The organism is Neobacillus niacini (assembly GCF_023715415.1).
Lineage (GTDB): Bacteria > Bacillota > Bacilli > Bacillales > Cytobacillaceae > Neobacillus > Neobacillus niacini_C.
In genome coordinates, this window is record NZ_JAMBOB010000003.1 from 409228 (window position 1) to 424953 (window position 15726).

Here is a 15726-nt window from a genome sequence, read left to right on the forward strand (position 1 = left end):
ACGGGATCTTATGTCCATTGAAATAAATCAGGAAAAGCTCACAACTGAAAAAGAAACAGTTGAGCAAAGTTTTGTATTTGAATCTGGCAATGAAATGGCTGCCTATGCAGCACATCAGATTAATTACCATGTCATGGGATACTTCCCTATCTCCCCTTCTACAGAGGTAGCACAATTCCTCGATGGGATGAAATCTAGAGGTGAACATGATATTGTTTTAATTCCTGCTGATGGTGAACATGGTTCCGCAGGTATATGTTACGGTGCCTCCACTGGAGGAGGACGAGTTTTTAACGCTACAAGTGCGAATGGATTTCTTTATATGTTAGAGCAGCTCCCTGTTCAATCCGGAACCCGGTTTCCAATGGTTTTAAATTTAGTGAACCGCTCTGTTTCCGGGCCATTAAATATCCATGGAGATCACTCTGATTTATATTTTGGTTTGAATACCGGCTGGCCAATCTTGATGGCCCGTGATCCACAAATCGTCTATGATATGAACATTATTGCAATTAAACTAGCAGAAGATCCTGCAGTTAGACTACCTGTTATCGTTTCATTTGATGGATATTTCACCTCCCACCAAAAACGTCGGGTACAGGTAATAAAAAATAGAAGTGATGTTCAGAAATTTATCGGGGAAACGCCGACTAACTTCCCCCATGCCCTAGACCGTGAGAATCCGGTTACCATTGGGCCATATATGAATGAACCGGACTATATTAATAACTGCTATCAACAATCTGAAGCCATGTATAATGCTGAAGCGGTATTCGAGCGAATTTCGAAAGAATATGCGAAAGTTACTGGCCGGGAATATCCAATCCTTGACTTATATCGTATGGAGGATGCCGAAGTAGCAGTATTTATGCTGAATTCCGCAGCTGAGGTTTGTAAAGACGTGGTCGATCGACTTCGCTCACGGGGGATAAAAGCTGGGGTGATTTCTCCCAATATGATTCGTCCCTTCCCTCAAAAACAATTAGCGGATGCCTTGAAAAATATTAAGGCTGTTACCGTTGGTGACCGTGCAGACTCTTACGGAGCACATGGCGGCAACATGGCGCTCGAATTACGAGCAGCATTACAAACCGTTGGGAATGCTCATACAAAAGTAATTAACCGCATATACGGTTTAGGTGGAAAAGACTTTTATGCTGATGATGCTGAGCACTTTTTCCAATTGGCACTTGAAGCTGCTGAGAAAGGCTTTGTAGAAAAACACTTTGACTACTTTGGGCATAATCCAGGGGACCCAAAATTTGCTCCAAAACGTGTTCTAAATCCAATGAAAAAAGAAGATTTGAACACGGGTTTAATTACGGTGACACCAGATGAAAAAACAGGACAATTGAAAGTGAAAATTCCGCCAATGCGGAGTCTAACGAAGAAACCAAAACGTCTTGCGTCTGGTCACGGCGCTTGCCCAGGCTGCGGCATCTTCTCTGGATTGGAATTGTTCTTTAAAGGAATTGAAGGAGATATTGTCGCACTATTCCATACAGGTTGTGCGATGGTCGTAACAACAGGCTTTCCTTATAGCTCTCATAAAGCCACCTACATCCATAACCTTTTCCAAAATGGCTCTGCTACCCTTTCCGGTCTAGTGGAAATGTTCCATGAAAGAAAAAGACGCGGTGAGTTGGCAGAACTAGGTCTAAGTGATGACTTCACATTTGTGATGGTTACCGGTGACGGTGGAATGGATATCGGGATGGGGCCAGCGATTGGTACGGCATTACGTAACCATAAAATGATTATTCTGGAGTATGATAATGAAGGGTACATGAATACAGGCAGTCAGCTCTCCTACTCTACTCCTATGGGGCATATGACGAGTACATCCAATATTGGCGGTTTCCAAAATGGAAAGCCTTTCCATCATAAGGACACTGCTCAAATTATGGCAGCTACACACATTCCATACGTATTTACGGGGACAGAAGCCTTTGACCGCGACCTTTTAAAGAAAGCCGCGAAAGCTCAGTGGTATGCAAACAATGAAGGCTTGGTTTATGGAAAAATATTAATCACCTGTCCATTGAACTGGAAATCAAAGGATGAATTAGGTCAAACGATTGTTGAAGCTGCCGTCAACTCCTGCTTCTTCCCTCTTTATGAAGTGGAGCATGGTATTACGAATGTTACTTACAACCCTGAGGATAAAAATAAGCGCTTAGCTGTTTCGGAATGGCTGAAGCTGATGGGTAAAACGAAACACTTACTCAATGAAAATAGCAAAGACATGCTGGAGATGTTTGATAAAGAAGTAGATCGCCGTTGGAATATGCTTAAGGCAAAGCATGAGAGTCCTTATCTATAAAAGAAAGTCCCAGGTGATGCTAAATCACTTGGGACTTTTGTAATTTCGTGGCTGGGTTACTTGTAAAATAAACAAAAACTAAAACGGTAAATCTTCATCATCGATAAAGAATGGCATACTTTCTTGACTTCTCGATTGCCTTGATAAATCTTCATCTTCGTCCATTTCGTCTCTTGTGATTCCAAAAGGAACGCCATTTGAGGTATAACCTGCGATAAAATAAAAGGTACCATCTTCATAATTCTCTACCATTGCTTTTCGCTTTCTATTTTCTTTTTGTTTTTTCCTAGCCATTAATGATTGCTCTACCTGCTTTTTATATGACTGTTTAAATTTATATCCCAGCATTTCCAGTTCAGTAATCGCACATAATAGGTCTACACCAAACCAATTACTATAACCTTTTGCAATATTTTTCCCATCATACTGCTCGGCCCATTTGTGTGCATTTTGAAGCCTAGCGTTCCGATTATATCGTTTCCTTCTAGGCGTATTGTTCGGATTTTTCTTGCCTTTTGCCATTCTTTCTCCCACTCTTTTACAAAAATTTATTCATCATCCTCTTCATCAATAACCCATTCAATCGTATAATAGGTATCCAATAAAGCTTCCTGAAATCCCCAGCCCTCAGGTGCTACAGTCACAACGTTATCTAATCTAGCAGAAAATGCTTTATATAATTCTTCATCCTGGTTACATTCTTCAGCAACCTGTTCAAACATTTTTATCATACTAGTGTAAAAACTTTCAGAAATATCCCCGAACGCACAAGTAAATTCAACCCCCTGCTCCACATAAAAAAGCATAAGGTCAACAGTTCGTATATGATCATCCGTTGCTTTCTTAAAAGCAGTAATTTCCTTTTTTGCCTCCGCTAATCGTAGTTTTCCGTCTCCCCTATCTGGAAAAAATTCATTCTCTACTTTTTTTCGAGCCTGAATGAACAGCACATCAATTGCTTCATCACCTAGGAATTTACTAGACAGGAAGTTTTGAACATCCTTATTGTTCTTAAATATTTCTACTATTAACTCAACCAATTCTTTTTGATCATACTGTTTTAATTGTTTTTTTAGCTCATTCACTTTAATCTTCACAATAGTCCCCAACCTTATTTATTTTTAGAATTAATCATTGAAAATATAGGTACAATTAAATTATACAAAAATCTATAAAGGGGTTTTGATGGGAATATGAACAACTTTGAACAGTTCAGGATTAATCGTTTCCTAAATATTTCACGATTAAAATATTTCTCCCCTTCAACTAAACGAGGCAACCAATTGGTCACCTCGTTTACATCACTTCATTTCTCTTTTTTAAATACCTATACAAAATAATACTAAAAACTGAGCATAGTAATCCACAGGCGCCAATGAAGATAAATCCTGCTTGAAATCCTCTCAATAAGCCCATTTCAGCTCCTAGTAGACTTGTAAACCATCTTTTGAAGAATTCTATCACTGCACCTAAGAACAAATTACTGATGACAACTACTATACCCATAATCGTTACGGTGACGGTAATCGCAGCGTCAATTCCATTAGAATACCTTTTTGCGAGCAGCGCCATAACGGTCGGGTAAACTGGTGCAATCCCGAAGCCTGCTGCAGCATATAACCAGACACCTGATGGTCCCAATAATGTAGCTAAAATAGTTGTAATTCCAGCAAGACCGGAAAAAACAATAATTGAAATCATGAATCCTATTTTATCGGTGATGAATCCCAGAAGTAACCTTCCAATCATAAAACAGAGGAAAAAGATGGATAACATACCAGACGCTGCCGTTCCACTCCAATGAAAAGATCTCTCTAGAAAGTTAACAAGCCATCCGGCAATCGAAAGTTCCACGATTACCCCAAATGAAAGAATGATAATAATGAACCAGGCCACACGATCCTTTAAGAAATTCCTAATTGGCATGCGCTCGTGAGTTGTTGTTTGATCTACTGGAAGTGTACTAAAAAATGCTGGAATCATGGGGATAATACATAAGGAAAGCATGAATAGATACATTCCTTGCCAGCCTAGCTCTCGACCTCCGAAAAACGACACACCCATTAAGCCCGCAGCCATCAAAGGAGCAGCCGTTGAACTTAGCCCATAAAAGAAATGAGATAAGTTCATCATAAAGCCAGTATTTTTTGTGAAAATCCTTGCAGCTAAAATGGCCAACGCAATTTCTAACATACCGTTTCCTAAATACATAATGAAATATGAAACGGAAAAAAAAGCAAAATTACTAGAAAAATAAATCAAAACACCTGAAATTGCCATCGTTCCAAAGGCTATTAGACTCGTACGTTTAATACCCACCTTTGACGAAAAAGCCCCCGTAAAGCTGCATGCGATTAAAAATCCAATGGAATTGATAGCTAGCAGAAATCCAACCTGCAGTTCATCAATCCGATAATCTATTTGCATTTGAGGAATGGCAGGTCCCTTTATATTCTCAGATAATCCAAAAACCAGGTATCCTAAGAAAATAACTAAAAATGAAAGTGGTATATATTTTTTCACCGGTTGTGTTTGTTGCAATGTTGGCATAGTTTAAATCCTTTCACCTGTATATTACCCGCTTCGTCCATTAACAACAATAATCATACGGATGTAACGGTAAATTTGCAGGAATCAGCCAGTTCGGTTTAAGCGATGGATCCTTCCAATGCCAAGCCCCTAGTGCTGCTGCACATGCATCAATCATATGACTTTCTTCATCAATATAGGAAGGGAGCTTTGTTAAAAGCTGCTGCCCAAGCCAATTTTTCAGAAAACTTCTAGAAGACATTTCTTGTTTATAGCTTAATACATATTCTAAGTCTTTTTGAGAAATTCTTGAGCCAATAACGGCACCAGGATGCACTTCCACTATCGATATGGGATTATTACTCTTGAGATTTTCTATTTCTCTCGTAAGTTTGATACCTCTTAATGTTAAATAGACCATGCGATTAAATGTAGGTGGCATGATAGAACCAGACTTCATCCCAAGCGAAACAATATACTGTCTCAACTGTTTATCACCAATCCTGTCTCCCCCGCCATCCTCGTAGGACAAAGGAGCATCCAGACCAATAACCACTTCATCCTTATGACTTTGATCTTGGATTTCCTCCAAAATATCAAGGTCTCCAATATTTCTCCTAAGTTTGAGAAATGTTAAATAACCTTCTTGTAGTTCAAAAATCGCCATAACTGTGTCTTTATGATTACTAGGTCCTGCTAAATCAATTCCTATTACAATCATTGTAAATCGCTCTTTGGCGAATCAATAGAGTCTACTATTTTATAATATATTACGGTAGTATTTAATACTCTCTCACCAGAAAGGGCAAAGTTAGGGATTTTTCCAGCCTGAATATACCCAAGTGATTGATAAAGGAGATTGGAGGGGTCTCCTTCCCTTGTATCAAGGACTAGTAAGGTCCTTCCTTCATTGATTGCTCTTTCTTCGGCCACTTTCATTAAGCTCCGGGCAACACCCTTACGTCTAGCATTGGGACTTGTCATTAATTTGGCTATTTCAGCTCGATGAAGACCATTCTGCTTGGTACATAAATGAAGTTGGATGGTTCCAACAATCTCATTATTTAATTTAGCAACAAATAAAATGACATTTGGAGTTAAAACAGTTTGCCAATAATGTCTCGCATCTGATAGATTCATAGGAGGCAAAAAGCCTATAGAAGCTCCATCATCCACCACCGGTACCAAAAGTTCAGAGAGTGAATCTATGTGGGTCTCAATGGTTTCAAGTTCTTCAATTTTAAGCATATTAAACACCTCTATCTGAAAAATTTGGTACTCAATATTATTAATAATATAATGAAGATTATAACTTGGAAAAAAGGTGTTGCCAATGTTTTCTAATTATGAATCTCAAAATCAGCTGAAAAGGAAATATTTTGCAGCAGTTGTAATCAGCATTTTACTAGGACTAGCTTCGAGAAAATTTAGCCATTTGTTATTTCCCTTTTTAGCAGAGAATGCTGGAGATGTCCTATGGGCCATGATGGTTTACTTCGGATTTCGGTTCTTATTGTTGAATAAAAGAATGTTACCAGCCATCTTCCTCAGTTTTTTGTTCAGCTTCGGGATCGAGTTCAGCCAGCTTTATCAAGAAGATTGGATCAATCAGATCCGCAGTACTTTGCTAGGAGCGTTAATATTAGGTAGAGGCTTCCTTACTGTGGATCTTATTCGATATACATTTGGAATTATCATGGCCTCTAGCTTTGATCGTTTAACAATCATAAAAAAACAGGAGAACATATAACTCAGTGTTCTTCTGTTCGAGTAGTAAATCCCTTAATAATGTTTTTTACGCGTGATGTAGAGTTAATTTTCCCCTCTTCTACGAGCGATTTATGAATCTGTTTTACCTCTTTTTTCTTTGTTTCAATACTCATTAAAAATAATTGATATTCCTCATCAGTTTCAAATTGATTTTCATAGCGGACTCTATCATAAACGGACAGGATGAATGCATCCTCTTTAACTCCAACTCTTTTGAACCATCATTCATTTTTTAAGTAAAAAAATATAGTTACTTTTCAATATAATCGATATTGTTAATTTTGGAAATATTAAAATTTCTCAACACTATCGATTATCAGGCTTTTTTTTGAGCAATAAAAAAGGTTGCATCAGCAACCTTTTTTCAAAAGAATTTCTTAAGCGTATTTTATACCAGCAATCTTGATATTATTGATATCACTGGACCCGCATGGTGTAACCGCATAGGTCATTTCACAATTAGGACAGTTCATAATAACCGTTTCTAACGTAAATGTCTCTCCGCACTCGCAGTTAATCTCATGTGCCACTGTTGGAGCGAGTTTATCTTTCCCTTTACTTTTTACATGATCAACAATGTCTTTTCCATCTCTAATATGTGAGGAACAACCACAGCTCATTCTTAACCCTCCAAGGTGTATAATTGTATTACCTAATAGATTAAGAATAGCATAGAAATTAGGACTGCCATCAGCCTAAAATCAAACAGATTATGACTTTTATTAATATTTAAAATAAAAAAAGAAGACTTCTAAATTAGATGTCTTCTATATGAATGAAATATAATTTAATTTAATGTACTCGAATCATTTCATTAATATCTTCATCATGGTGAACCCTGGTATGCTTGGATTCATTCCGTTCAAATTCTTCAATCTCTACATTATACATTGACTCGCCAAACCACCAGTTTTTGAATTCAAGAAAAAGTTCTGTCAGCATCTTGATTCCTCCAGTTACGGTTATTGGAATTTCTTATACTCTTATTATACATGTGAATCTATTCACATAAAAGCGCTTTCAAAATAGGCGGAATAGGAAAATAATAGTGAATAATTAGATAATAGTGCGAATCCTAGATTTATGTTTATGGGGAACGGATTTCCGTTCCCTATTCCATTATTTTTTATTTACTGCAGCTACAGCCTCAATCTCTACCAACTGATTTTTATAGCCTAATACTGTAACACCTGACAATGTACTTGGAACATCATGATCACCAAACTCTTTTCTAATCGTTTCCCATGCAGTGACCAAGTCAGACTGATTCTGAGTAGCAACGAGGACTCTTGTATAGACGACGTCTTCCAATGTGGCAGCACATTCTTTTAATGCCTCTTTCAAATTCTCAACACAAAGATTTGCTTGCATTTCAATATCACTTGATTCTGGTACGATTCTCTCTTTTGTAAGTGGACATGCTCCTGCTAGAAAGAGAATATCCATCCCCGCTGGAATTCGACTAGCGTACGCATAGTCGACTTGGGCTAAATTGGTAGAATGAATGAGTGATATTTTTTTGGTCATTTTTGCCTTCCCTCCTATTAATTCCAATCTTATAGTGTAATTGTATCAAATTAAAATGGATTCATGTATTGAATGTCCTCTAACTGGAATATCTATTTAGTTAGGTGTTTTACATTTTAGAGATATTGATATGGAGGGCTTTTATGAAAGCGATTGTGTATAAAAAATATGGTCCGCCTGATGTTCTTGAAGTAACAGAGGTCGAAAAGCCTATTCCTAATGATAATCAAGTATTGGTGAAGGTTCATGCGGCATCAGTGAATTTTGGAAACCTGGTTCTTTTAAAGGGAGAACCATTCTTGGCCCGTTTTGCTTTTGGTATTTTAAAACCAAAATACTCTATTCCTGGTGGTGATATGGCTGGTACGGTAGAAGCAGTTGGCAAAAATATTACTCAATTCCAACCTGGTGATGAAGTGTTCGGAGATTTGTCCGGCAGTGGCTGGGGTGCTTTTGCTGAATTTGTGGCAGTTCCTGAAAATGCATTAGCCTTAAAACCAACCAATTTGTCCTTTGAAGAAGCGGCTGCGGCTCCGATGGCAGGAGTCACGGCCTTACAAGGTATGCGGAATAAAGGAAAAATTCAACCTGGACATAAGGTATTAATTAATGGTGCCTCTGGCGGTGTCGGGACTTTTGCCGTACAGATTGCAAAAGCATTGGGAGCAGAGGTTACAGGTGTCTGTAGTACAAGAAATATAGATATTTTACAATCGCTTGGAGCAGATCACGTCATTGACTATACGAAAGAAAAGTTTACTGAGACTGAGGATATCTATGACCTGATTCTTGGTGTTAACGGACACCAACCACTTTCAGATTATAAGCGAGCTTTAAAACCTAAAGGTATATTTGTTCACGTTGGAGGTTCTGGGTCTCAAATGTTTCTGGCTATGACAGTGGGAGCTTGGATTTCAAAGACCTCGAGTAAAAAAATGGGAACTTTTTTACAAAGAGCTAATCAAGAGGATCTTGTTAGTCTGAAAGAACTGATGGAATCCGGTAAAGTAAAACCTGTTATTGATAGGCAGTATACGTTAAGCGAGGTTCCTGAAGCATTCCGATATTTTGAACAAGGGCATGCCCAAGGAAAAGTAGTCATAACGGTGGATTAATACGTCCCCATGGAATAACCCCAAAGTGATTGTTAACGGGTTTACTTGTAAGGTGCAAAAACCTTAAATCACAGACCAATTCACACAGGAAATAACATATATTTCACAGTTAAAAAGGCTTAGAGTTATTTTCAACTCAAAGCCTTTTTTTGTATTATCATATTTCACTAAAGCACCAAGGTAGTTTAAGTACATCACTTCACAATCTTGGGTTAGTGTTTCGACCAACACAAAAAAGAACCGACATTTTTCAGTTAAGCAATTGCTTTTCCTATAGCTTTTTTATACCAGTCGTCTCCGTTAGCAATGTTTATTTTGATATCCATTCATATTGAATATCAGGTAAATTTTCTTCATTTTCGTGTCCTCTACCAATGATTTTAAATCCATTCTTTTCATAAAATCGTTGTGCATTTTCATTTACTTCAAATGTATATAATGTTAATCTCCCATTTGATTTTGCTTTAACTTTATCTAGTAATGTTTGACCTATACCCATTCCTTGATAATCTATATGAATATAAAGTTGGCTTATTTCCGTTTCATTAGAAGCAATCATTCCAACTACTCTATCATCAATTAACGCTAAATTTATTTGAAACTGTTCAGGTAATATAGTATTTAAAAAATAAACGTGATTTTCAAAGCTATGAATTTCTTTCTGACCAATTGCCTGTTCCTTACTATCTCGCCACATTTTCACTGTTTGTTCAGCGTACTTGGGATTATATTGAGTAATTATGATTTGGTGTTGGTTCACTACAATACCTCCTCAATTTACTTCTCCTCGTTATTTATGAAAGCGACTTTTTTTACAAAAAGCTGTCAGTCTTCTTTCACTTTTGGAATTCAGGATTCTATATTTGTAATCTTCATAGTCGAAGGGTGTTTATTCGCAAAATAAAATTTTGTTATCTAAAGATCACGCAAGTTCCAAACAACTTCTTCTCCATTCTCTTTCCAGGAACTATGGTGGCGAATGAAACCAATCTTTTCAAGAACTCGAAAGGAAGCAATATTCCAAGAACCCACAGTAGCCCATAAACGTCGCCGTCCAGTGGCGACCGCAGCTTCAATAATTGATGATGCGGCTTCAGTTGCATAGCCATTTCCATGGACTCTTTGGAACAGTTCATAAGCAATTTCCGGCTCTTCTATAGTAGAACGACCGATAATTAACCCGCAATATCCAATAATATCTCCTTCATCTTTGCGTCGGATTGTGAGTAGACTTATACCACTTTCCAGTGCTCTTTCGCGTAAACTGATAACATTTTTGAGAGCAGCCTCAAGAGTTGGCTTAGCAACGCCCCGTTCCCCAACAAGTTCTCTATACCAGGATGCATCTGATTCCTCCCACATACTCAAGTAAAGCCGTTCAGTTATTATTTCAAAGTTCATTGGCGAGAAACTATTAGTCATTTTATAACCTCCTTTTAAAGTAGTCGAACAGGAAAAAGGCTGCTGTTTTGCAGCAAGTTCTTTAAGTAAAACCCCTGTTAGTTAAAAAAGACATTAATATCCCTTTTTTTAAACTAAACTGGCCCGTAAGCACAAAATTAAAGAGCTGCAGATCCATTTATTAATCTTCAACTCTTGCCCCTGTAGTTGGACAACAATTATCTTATTGTAAGATTATCTCATCTCCAACATTTACCTCACCTATACGTTCAACCTTAGCCCAAACTCCAAACATTCCACTATGATTATTTACTAAGTGTCGGAGGACCCGATCATCCTCTTTTAATTCCTCTTGTTGATTGTTCACCATTATACACCTTTGAAGTGGAGCAACAACTCTCAGATTAACAGTTGGTCCAACTTTGATTAGTCGGTCTACCCAATCAAATTCGAGATATCCCGGTGATTCTGTATCAATTAAAATGTTTGCCCGAAAACGACGAGGGTCTACCAGCTCACCTATTTCCTGACTCAACATACGTAATGCAGAAGTCGTAATGATACTTATTGGACCCTCGTCAAAATGAGATATAGATTCTTCTCGTGCCAAGGATACTTGAAATCCAAGCCACTCAGTCAACCCCTCATTTAAGGCATTATTGTCACCACGATATTCAGTTCCATCAGGCATAGTTATAATTGGAGTAATACCCTCATATCGAGCTTTAAAATTAAATAACCCATCCATCTGCTGGAAGCGGCGTGTTGTCTTGCCACTACCAAACTTTCCTCTTGTGTTTTTAATAGCCCACAGTCGGTCTCCAAATAGACCTCTCTCACCAACTGAAACTGCGGATACAGACTCTCCTAATATTGATTTTACTGGAAATCGGCGGATTTCTTTGACTCTCCCTACATTACAATTCAAAGTTTCACCCCCATTTTCTGCTTTTAAAGGATTTTATTCTCCTATATTCATATTATGTTATTCTCCAAGTAACCTAGTTCAATAAAAAATGCCCACCGCAATGGCAGCCGGTTCTCAAGAAACGCCCCCGTTACTTTAAGTGCGCTATTTCACAATTTTTTTGTGAGATTAGAAAAAGGCAAACTACATCTTGAAGAATCACACCAGTTAAGCTATAAATGTATCCCGATAATAATCGGAATTAATGAACCACCCGCATTGAACCATGTTGAAGTCTATTTGTAAAAAACTTCCATAAATACTGTTTTTATCAAAACTACACCTTGTTTCTCATCAGTAAAATCTTTTGCTTTAAGAGGTTTCTAATTTTTTACATATTATACACCTCTGAGAGAACAATAAAAAAAATGTACAATTTCGTTTATTGGAGGAAAAATCTTGGAGACAAATAACCCCATTCGATTAACTGCTCCAGAAATGGCAAGCCTTTGGACTCAATACATTTTTGATACCATGTCCATTTGTTTTTTTCGTTATGCACTGGAGCATATCGAAGATCCTGATGTCAAATCGATTTACCAAACATCCTTGGGAATATCCCAAAAGCATGTTCAAAAAATTACAGAATTTATGTTAAATGAAAATTATCCTATTCCACATGGGTTTACAGAAAAAGATGACGTAAACATTCAGGCACCTCGTCTTTTTCAAGACCCGTTCTACCTAAATTATATTTATATCATGACTTTGCAAGGCATGACTGGATATTCTTTGTCTGTTGGTACTTCCGTTCGTTCTGACTTACGGAAGTATTACATAACCTGTATGTCCGAAACGATGGAGCTTTTTGATCAATCCATTGATTTAATGCTTTCGAAAGGACTTTTTGTACGACCTCCTGTTATTTCACCACCCGAATCAATCGATTTTGTAAAGCACCAAAGTTTTTTGACGGGATGGTTGGGAGATCGTCGTCCTCTGAATGCTATCGAAATAGGAGATATTACTTTCAACATGCTAAAAATGCATTTACATGCTGCTTTAAAAGTGGGGTTCATCCAAGTAGCCCAATCCAAAGAGATTAGTCAATATTTCATGAGGGGTCTTGACATTGCCAATAAACACATAAAAATATTTGAATCGGTATTTAAGGAAGATAAATTGAATTCGCCTTTTTCTTGGCAATCGATGATTACGAGCTCTACTTCTATGACCTTTTCAGATAAATATATGATGTACCAAATTCTATTGTCTACACAATTATCCCTTTCATTTTATGGTTCCGCTTTGAGTGTCAATTCAAGAAGAGATTTAGGTGCTGATTACATACGACTAATTTTAGAACTTTTACAATTTGCAGAAGACGGAGCAAACCTAATGATAAAAAATGGATGGTTAGAGCAGCCTCCAACAGCAAGTGACCGTGACTCGCTCGCCAACAGGAAGGAGAAATAAATAATATGTAAAAACTGGACGCTAGGAACGATTCCTAGCTTTTTCATTTGCTGCTCATAGGGCAAAGAAAACAAAATTCCATCTCCCTTGTACCACTAAACTGCACCGTTAGTTTAAGTGCATTATTTCACAAATTAGTGTTTTATTCCTCCTTCTATAAACTTTGCAATAAATTCACATTTTTTTATAGCCCAAATGTAATGATTGGAAGTCCACTTATAGTATTTTTTTGTCATGATTTCTTCATTGGTATGTAATTTAATTAAGTTCATTACTCTTTCATGGCTTAACTTCAATTTTTTAAGAGCAAAATTTAATGTTACATCTTGATTTTTCCCCAAATTTGCTTATTAATTAGTTTTATATTACTCCATTTATAGCCAGGTGCCGGAATAGAAGGAGTATCCCCATTCATCCCTTCTCTATGCCGCCTCTCAAGCATTGCATGTCATTCATAAAGGTGCATTAATACATCACGAAAATTCTAATCTTTTCTTGTGTTTCAATAGAAATGCCCCTTTTTCTGCTTGGTACAGTTTCAATTATTTGAAGTAGTGATTTGAAATTCATGTCGCTATTTAACAATAGAATATCCTTTTCACTCTTTGCTGGCATAGGATTCCCCTCCCTTTTTACTATATTTTCAACATTAGAACATATGGTCTTGTGCAAGAAATTTAATCTAGATAATGAAAAGATTGCCGCAGCAACCTGATCTTAAAGTAAAGCCCTCCGTTGGGTATAGTTAACTTCTACTATTTTACGATATGAAACAAATAATTTTGTTAAATTAAACTCCTTGGTAAGCAAAAACAAAATGGGCTACTGAAACCTTTTGTTAAACTCAAGCCCGATAAGAAAGGACCAAATTTATGGTCCTTTCTTATCGGGCTATTCTATTTATCTATCATTCATTTATATTTTTTATTACTGCCATTTCCTTACCGAACCTATCACCATTATCAATAAATCCCAGACTCAAGTATAGTTTATGTGCTCCCAAATTTTCAGGATGATAACCTACAACAATTTTTTCAGCATTAGGTAACTTAGCCATCTCTGAAATCATTAACTTAGTTGCAGCTTTTCCTATGCCCTTGCCTTGGAATTCTTTATCCACCATTATTCTATATACCCAATAACCATCAAGTTCTTCTTGAACAGTATTGTACATCAAAAAGCCAACCACTTTCTCTTCAGCATAAATAGCATATGGCTTTAATGTAGGCTCAAACTTTGACTGAGCTATTGATATAGAATTGGGCTCAATGTATTCTTTTTGGTCCGTGGATACTTCTAATACACAACAGTCATACCAGTTTTCTGAATTTAAATCTACGATTTTCACATTTTCGATCCTCATAATTTTCCCCTTTCAATTTGGGGAATCGCAAAATACTATTTAATTAGTCGTTTTCCCCGTGTAGTCATTAATAATAAAAATTCTTTTGTTTGCCATAATGAACGCCTCCTTTGGTAACCATTGCCTAAAAATTATTTCAAATAGTTTTCCCCCAAAATGGCAGCTTAATTATTAACAATAGCCCAGCTGACCCGCTAAGGGAACTTTACCAATTATGCTATGTATTTAGCGAATATCCCTTTTCAATGAACTTTTGATCAGCTTAATTTCTCCATTTTTAGGGATTATTTCACTGATGTTTTCATTTTTTCCTTCCTTTTTTGAATGTTTTAGTTCTTCCACTACATATTCCTTAAAGGAGCAGCAAAACAGTTTACGGGCAACTCTTCCTTTATCACCAATTAGGTTGAACCAGCTTTGCCCGACATAAAAAGGATTAGTCAGTATTTTATCAATGATGGTATCTATGCGCTCCTTTTCCTCCCCTGCATTAAATTTTGTTTTAGAAGAAAGGGCCAAGATAAAATAGTTTTTAAACTTATCTAATTCTAGTAATTGTAGATGGTACTTCTCACGGTGCATTTGATTGAAATCCCTCAGTACATTTTTAATACTTTTTTCAATATCTATTTCAAATTTACTGGCATCTTTCCATGTCGTTAATTTGGAATCAAAAATAGACAGTGTTAGTATATAATAGGCAGCATAATTTTTGGGATCAATTACTTCATTAACAACTTGCTTTTCATCTTCCGGTACAACAATATAGTTTTTATAGTCAGCAAAAAAATTTTCAATCATATCATATACCTTCTTTCGTACGTTGATAGAATGGATGAATAAAATGGCTTGATCTATATCTATCTGAAGCTATTTGCATTATGAAAAAACATCTAGGTGACCTATTCATTATTTTTTCAGCGCAGTTCTTCTTGCAATCTGACGAAATAATTTCTATGAGCAATTGAATCGGAATTGTATATAATATATTCCTTTTTGAATAGTAAAAATCCTCCTTATTCTTTCAAAAATCCTCATCTTTCACGGTTTTTAATTAAAAAGTCCCATTATAGGATTAAAAATTTTGTCGTTCAGATCCGTGAAGAGATCATTGAAAAACAAGAAGGCAATTACCTACTATATGTAGATAACTGCCTTCTTTAATAAAGTATGGGTTATGCCCAGCCTTTATTTAGTGCTTTTACTATTAATAATCAAAGAATATTAAGTCAACCGACCAACCTATTCACATGTAGTCTTCAATAAAAAGCCGAAAACCTGCAATAGATGAATTTATCTTGCTCTGGGGGTTTCT

19 protein-coding genes and 1 pseudogene are annotated in these 15726 nt (G+C 36.7%); 4 read left to right on the forward strand and 16 right to left on the reverse strand.

Features of this window, described 5'->3' with window-relative positions; all coding sequences use genetic code 11:
• Positions 1–10: 10 nt before the first annotated feature.
• On the forward strand, positions 11–2323 hold the full coding sequence (locus M3189_RS08615; RefSeq protein ID WP_251633442.1) for a thiamine pyrophosphate-dependent enzyme: 2313 nt from the start codon (positions 11–13) through the stop codon (positions 2321–2323).
• 78 nt (positions 2324–2401) lie between these two features.
• Here M3189_RS08615 and M3189_RS08620 read toward each other — a convergent pair whose 3' ends face one another.
• From M3189_RS08620 to M3189_RS08640, 5 genes are all read right to left on the reverse strand, one after another.
• On the reverse strand, positions 2402–2857 hold the full coding sequence (locus M3189_RS08620) for a hypothetical protein (protein ID WP_251633443.1): 456 nt from the start codon (positions 2855–2857) through the stop codon (positions 2402–2404).
• Positions 2858–2871: 14 nt separating this feature from the next.
• Positions 2872–3420: a DUF6155 family protein gene (locus M3189_RS08625; protein ID WP_251633444.1), complete on the reverse strand. Its 549-nt coding sequence runs from the start codon at positions 3418–3420 to the stop codon at positions 2872–2874.
• Positions 3421–3619: 199 nt separating this feature from the next.
• The gene (locus M3189_RS08630) at positions 3620–4873 is read right to left on the reverse strand and encodes an MFS transporter (RefSeq protein WP_251633445.1); all 1254 of its coding nucleotides are present in this window, start codon (positions 4871–4873) and stop codon (positions 3620–3622) included.
• Between the two features lie 40 nt (positions 4874–4913).
• Positions 4914–5573, reverse strand: coding sequence for a DUF429 domain-containing protein (locus tag M3189_RS08635; protein ID WP_251633446.1), 660 nt, complete (start codon positions 5571–5573; stop codon positions 4914–4916).
• Positions 5570–6100: a GNAT family N-acetyltransferase gene (locus M3189_RS08640; RefSeq protein WP_251633447.1), complete on the reverse strand. Its 531-nt coding sequence runs from the start codon at positions 6098–6100 to the stop codon at positions 5570–5572. The genes M3189_RS08635 and M3189_RS08640 overlap by 4 nt, the downstream gene beginning before the upstream one ends.
• 85 nt (positions 6101–6185) lie before the next feature.
• Here M3189_RS08640 and M3189_RS08645 point away from each other — a divergent pair, with 85 nt between their 5' ends.
• A complete protein-coding gene (locus M3189_RS08645; RefSeq protein ID WP_251633448.1) occupies positions 6186–6602 on the forward strand; it encodes a DUF2809 domain-containing protein in 417 nt (138 codons plus the stop codon).
• Position 6603: 1 nt separating this feature from the next.
• Here M3189_RS08645 and M3189_RS26910 read toward each other — a convergent pair whose 3' ends face one another.
• From M3189_RS26910 to M3189_RS08660, 4 genes are all read right to left on the reverse strand, one after another.
• Entirely contained in the window at positions 6604–6735 is a 132-nt protein-coding gene (locus tag M3189_RS26910) for a hypothetical protein (protein WP_285889485.1), read from the reverse strand.
• 264 nt (positions 6736–6999) lie between these two features.
• Positions 7000–7242 carry a hypothetical protein gene (locus tag M3189_RS08650; protein ID WP_251633449.1) on the reverse strand — a complete coding sequence of 81 codons (243 nt, stop codon included), beginning with the start codon at positions 7240–7242 and terminating at the stop codon, positions 7000–7002.
• A gap of 172 nt (positions 7243–7414) precedes the next feature.
• On the reverse strand, positions 7415–7564 hold the full coding sequence (locus M3189_RS08655) for a hypothetical protein (RefSeq protein ID WP_251633450.1): 150 nt from the start codon (positions 7562–7564) through the stop codon (positions 7415–7417).
• Between the two features lie 177 nt (positions 7565–7741).
• Positions 7742–8149, reverse strand: coding sequence for a RidA family protein (locus tag M3189_RS08660; protein ID WP_251633451.1), 408 nt, complete (start codon positions 8147–8149; stop codon positions 7742–7744).
• A gap of 143 nt (positions 8150–8292) precedes the next feature.
• Between M3189_RS08660 and M3189_RS08665 the strand changes: the two genes are divergently transcribed.
• A complete protein-coding gene (locus tag M3189_RS08665) occupies positions 8293–9264 on the forward strand; it encodes an NAD(P)-dependent alcohol dehydrogenase (RefSeq protein WP_251633452.1) in 972 nt (323 codons plus the stop codon).
• A 310-nt stretch (positions 9265–9574) separates the two neighbouring features.
• Here M3189_RS08665 and M3189_RS08670 read toward each other — a convergent pair whose 3' ends face one another.
• From M3189_RS08670 to M3189_RS08680, 3 genes are all read right to left on the reverse strand, one after another.
• The gene (locus M3189_RS08670; RefSeq protein ID WP_251633453.1) at positions 9575–10024 is read right to left on the reverse strand and encodes a GNAT family N-acetyltransferase; all 450 of its coding nucleotides are present in this window, start codon (positions 10022–10024) and stop codon (positions 9575–9577) included.
• A gap of 155 nt (positions 10025–10179) precedes the next feature.
• On the reverse strand, positions 10180–10686 hold the full coding sequence (locus tag M3189_RS08675) for a GNAT family N-acetyltransferase (protein ID WP_251633454.1): 507 nt from the start codon (positions 10684–10686) through the stop codon (positions 10180–10182).
• A 202-nt stretch (positions 10687–10888) separates the two neighbouring features.
• Positions 10889–11593, reverse strand: coding sequence for an MOSC domain-containing protein (locus M3189_RS08680; protein WP_251633455.1), 705 nt, complete (start codon positions 11591–11593; stop codon positions 10889–10891).
• A gap of 438 nt (positions 11594–12031) precedes the next feature.
• Between M3189_RS08680 and M3189_RS08685 the strand changes: the two genes are divergently transcribed.
• Positions 12032–13048: a DUF3231 family protein gene (locus M3189_RS08685; protein ID WP_251633456.1), complete on the forward strand. Its 1017-nt coding sequence runs from the start codon at positions 12032–12034 to the stop codon at positions 13046–13048.
• A 134-nt stretch (positions 13049–13182) separates the two neighbouring features.
• Here the strand turns inward: M3189_RS08685 and M3189_RS08690 are convergent.
• The 4 genes and pseudogenes from M3189_RS08690 to M3189_RS08705 form a co-directional block, all read right to left on the reverse strand.
• Positions 13183–13490 (reverse strand): annotated as a pseudogene (locus M3189_RS08690) (ClbS/DfsB family four-helix bundle protein).
• A gap of 23 nt (positions 13491–13513) precedes the next feature.
• On the reverse strand, positions 13514–13663 hold the full coding sequence (locus tag M3189_RS08695; RefSeq protein ID WP_251633458.1) for a hypothetical protein: 150 nt from the start codon (positions 13661–13663) through the stop codon (positions 13514–13516).
• Positions 13664–13955: 292 nt separating this feature from the next.
• Positions 13956–14411, reverse strand: coding sequence for a GNAT family N-acetyltransferase (locus M3189_RS08700; protein ID WP_251633459.1), 456 nt, complete (start codon positions 14409–14411; stop codon positions 13956–13958).
• A gap of 225 nt (positions 14412–14636) precedes the next feature.
• Positions 14637–15212 carry a hypothetical protein gene (locus M3189_RS08705; protein WP_251633460.1) on the reverse strand — a complete coding sequence of 192 codons (576 nt, stop codon included), beginning with the start codon at positions 15210–15212 and terminating at the stop codon, positions 14637–14639.
• Positions 15213–15726 lie beyond the last annotated feature (514 nt).

Excerpts from the sequence above, each read along its gene's own strand:
- M3189_RS08615 (WP_251633442.1), top strand. The coding sequence starts at position 11 with ATGTCCATTGAAATAAATCAGGAAAAGCTCACAACTGAAAAAGAAACA.
- M3189_RS08630 (WP_251633445.1), bottom strand. The coding sequence starts at position 4,873 with ATGCCAACATTGCAACAAACACAACCGGTGAAAAAATATATACCACTT.
- M3189_RS08635 (WP_251633446.1), bottom strand. The coding sequence starts at position 5,573 with ATGATTGTAATAGGAATTGATTTAGCAGGACCTAGTAATCATAAAGAC.
- M3189_RS08640 (WP_251633447.1), bottom strand. The coding sequence starts at position 6,100 with ATGCTTAAAATTGAAGAACTTGAAACCATTGAGACCCACATAGATTCA.
- M3189_RS08645 (WP_251633448.1), top strand. The coding sequence starts at position 6,186 with ATGTTTTCTAATTATGAATCTCAAAATCAGCTGAAAAGGAAATATTTT.
- M3189_RS26910 (WP_285889485.1), bottom strand. The coding sequence starts at position 6,735 with ATGAGTATTGAAACAAAGAAAAAAGAGGTAAAACAGATTCATAAATCG.
- M3189_RS08650 (WP_251633449.1), bottom strand. The coding sequence starts at position 7,242 with ATGAGCTGTGGTTGTTCCTCACATATTAGAGATGGAAAAGACATTGTT.
- M3189_RS08655 (WP_251633450.1), bottom strand. The coding sequence starts at position 7,564 with ATGCTGACAGAACTTTTTCTTGAATTCAAAAACTGGTGGTTTGGCGAG.
- M3189_RS08660 (WP_251633451.1), bottom strand. The coding sequence starts at position 8,149 with ATGACCAAAAAAATATCACTCATTCATTCTACCAATTTAGCCCAAGTC.
- M3189_RS08665 (WP_251633452.1), top strand. The coding sequence starts at position 8,293 with ATGAAAGCGATTGTGTATAAAAAATATGGTCCGCCTGATGTTCTTGAA.
- M3189_RS08675 (WP_251633454.1), bottom strand. The coding sequence starts at position 10,686 with ATGACTAATAGTTTCTCGCCAATGAACTTTGAAATAATAACTGAACGG.
- M3189_RS08695 (WP_251633458.1), bottom strand. The coding sequence starts at position 13,663 with ATGCCAGCAAAGAGTGAAAAGGATATTCTATTGTTAAATAGCGACATG.
- M3189_RS08700 (WP_251633459.1), bottom strand. The coding sequence starts at position 14,411 with ATGAGGATCGAAAATGTGAAAATCGTAGATTTAAATTCAGAAAACTGG.
- M3189_RS08705 (WP_251633460.1), bottom strand. The coding sequence starts at position 15,212 with ATGATTGAAAATTTTTTTGCTGACTATAAAAACTATATTGTTGTACCG.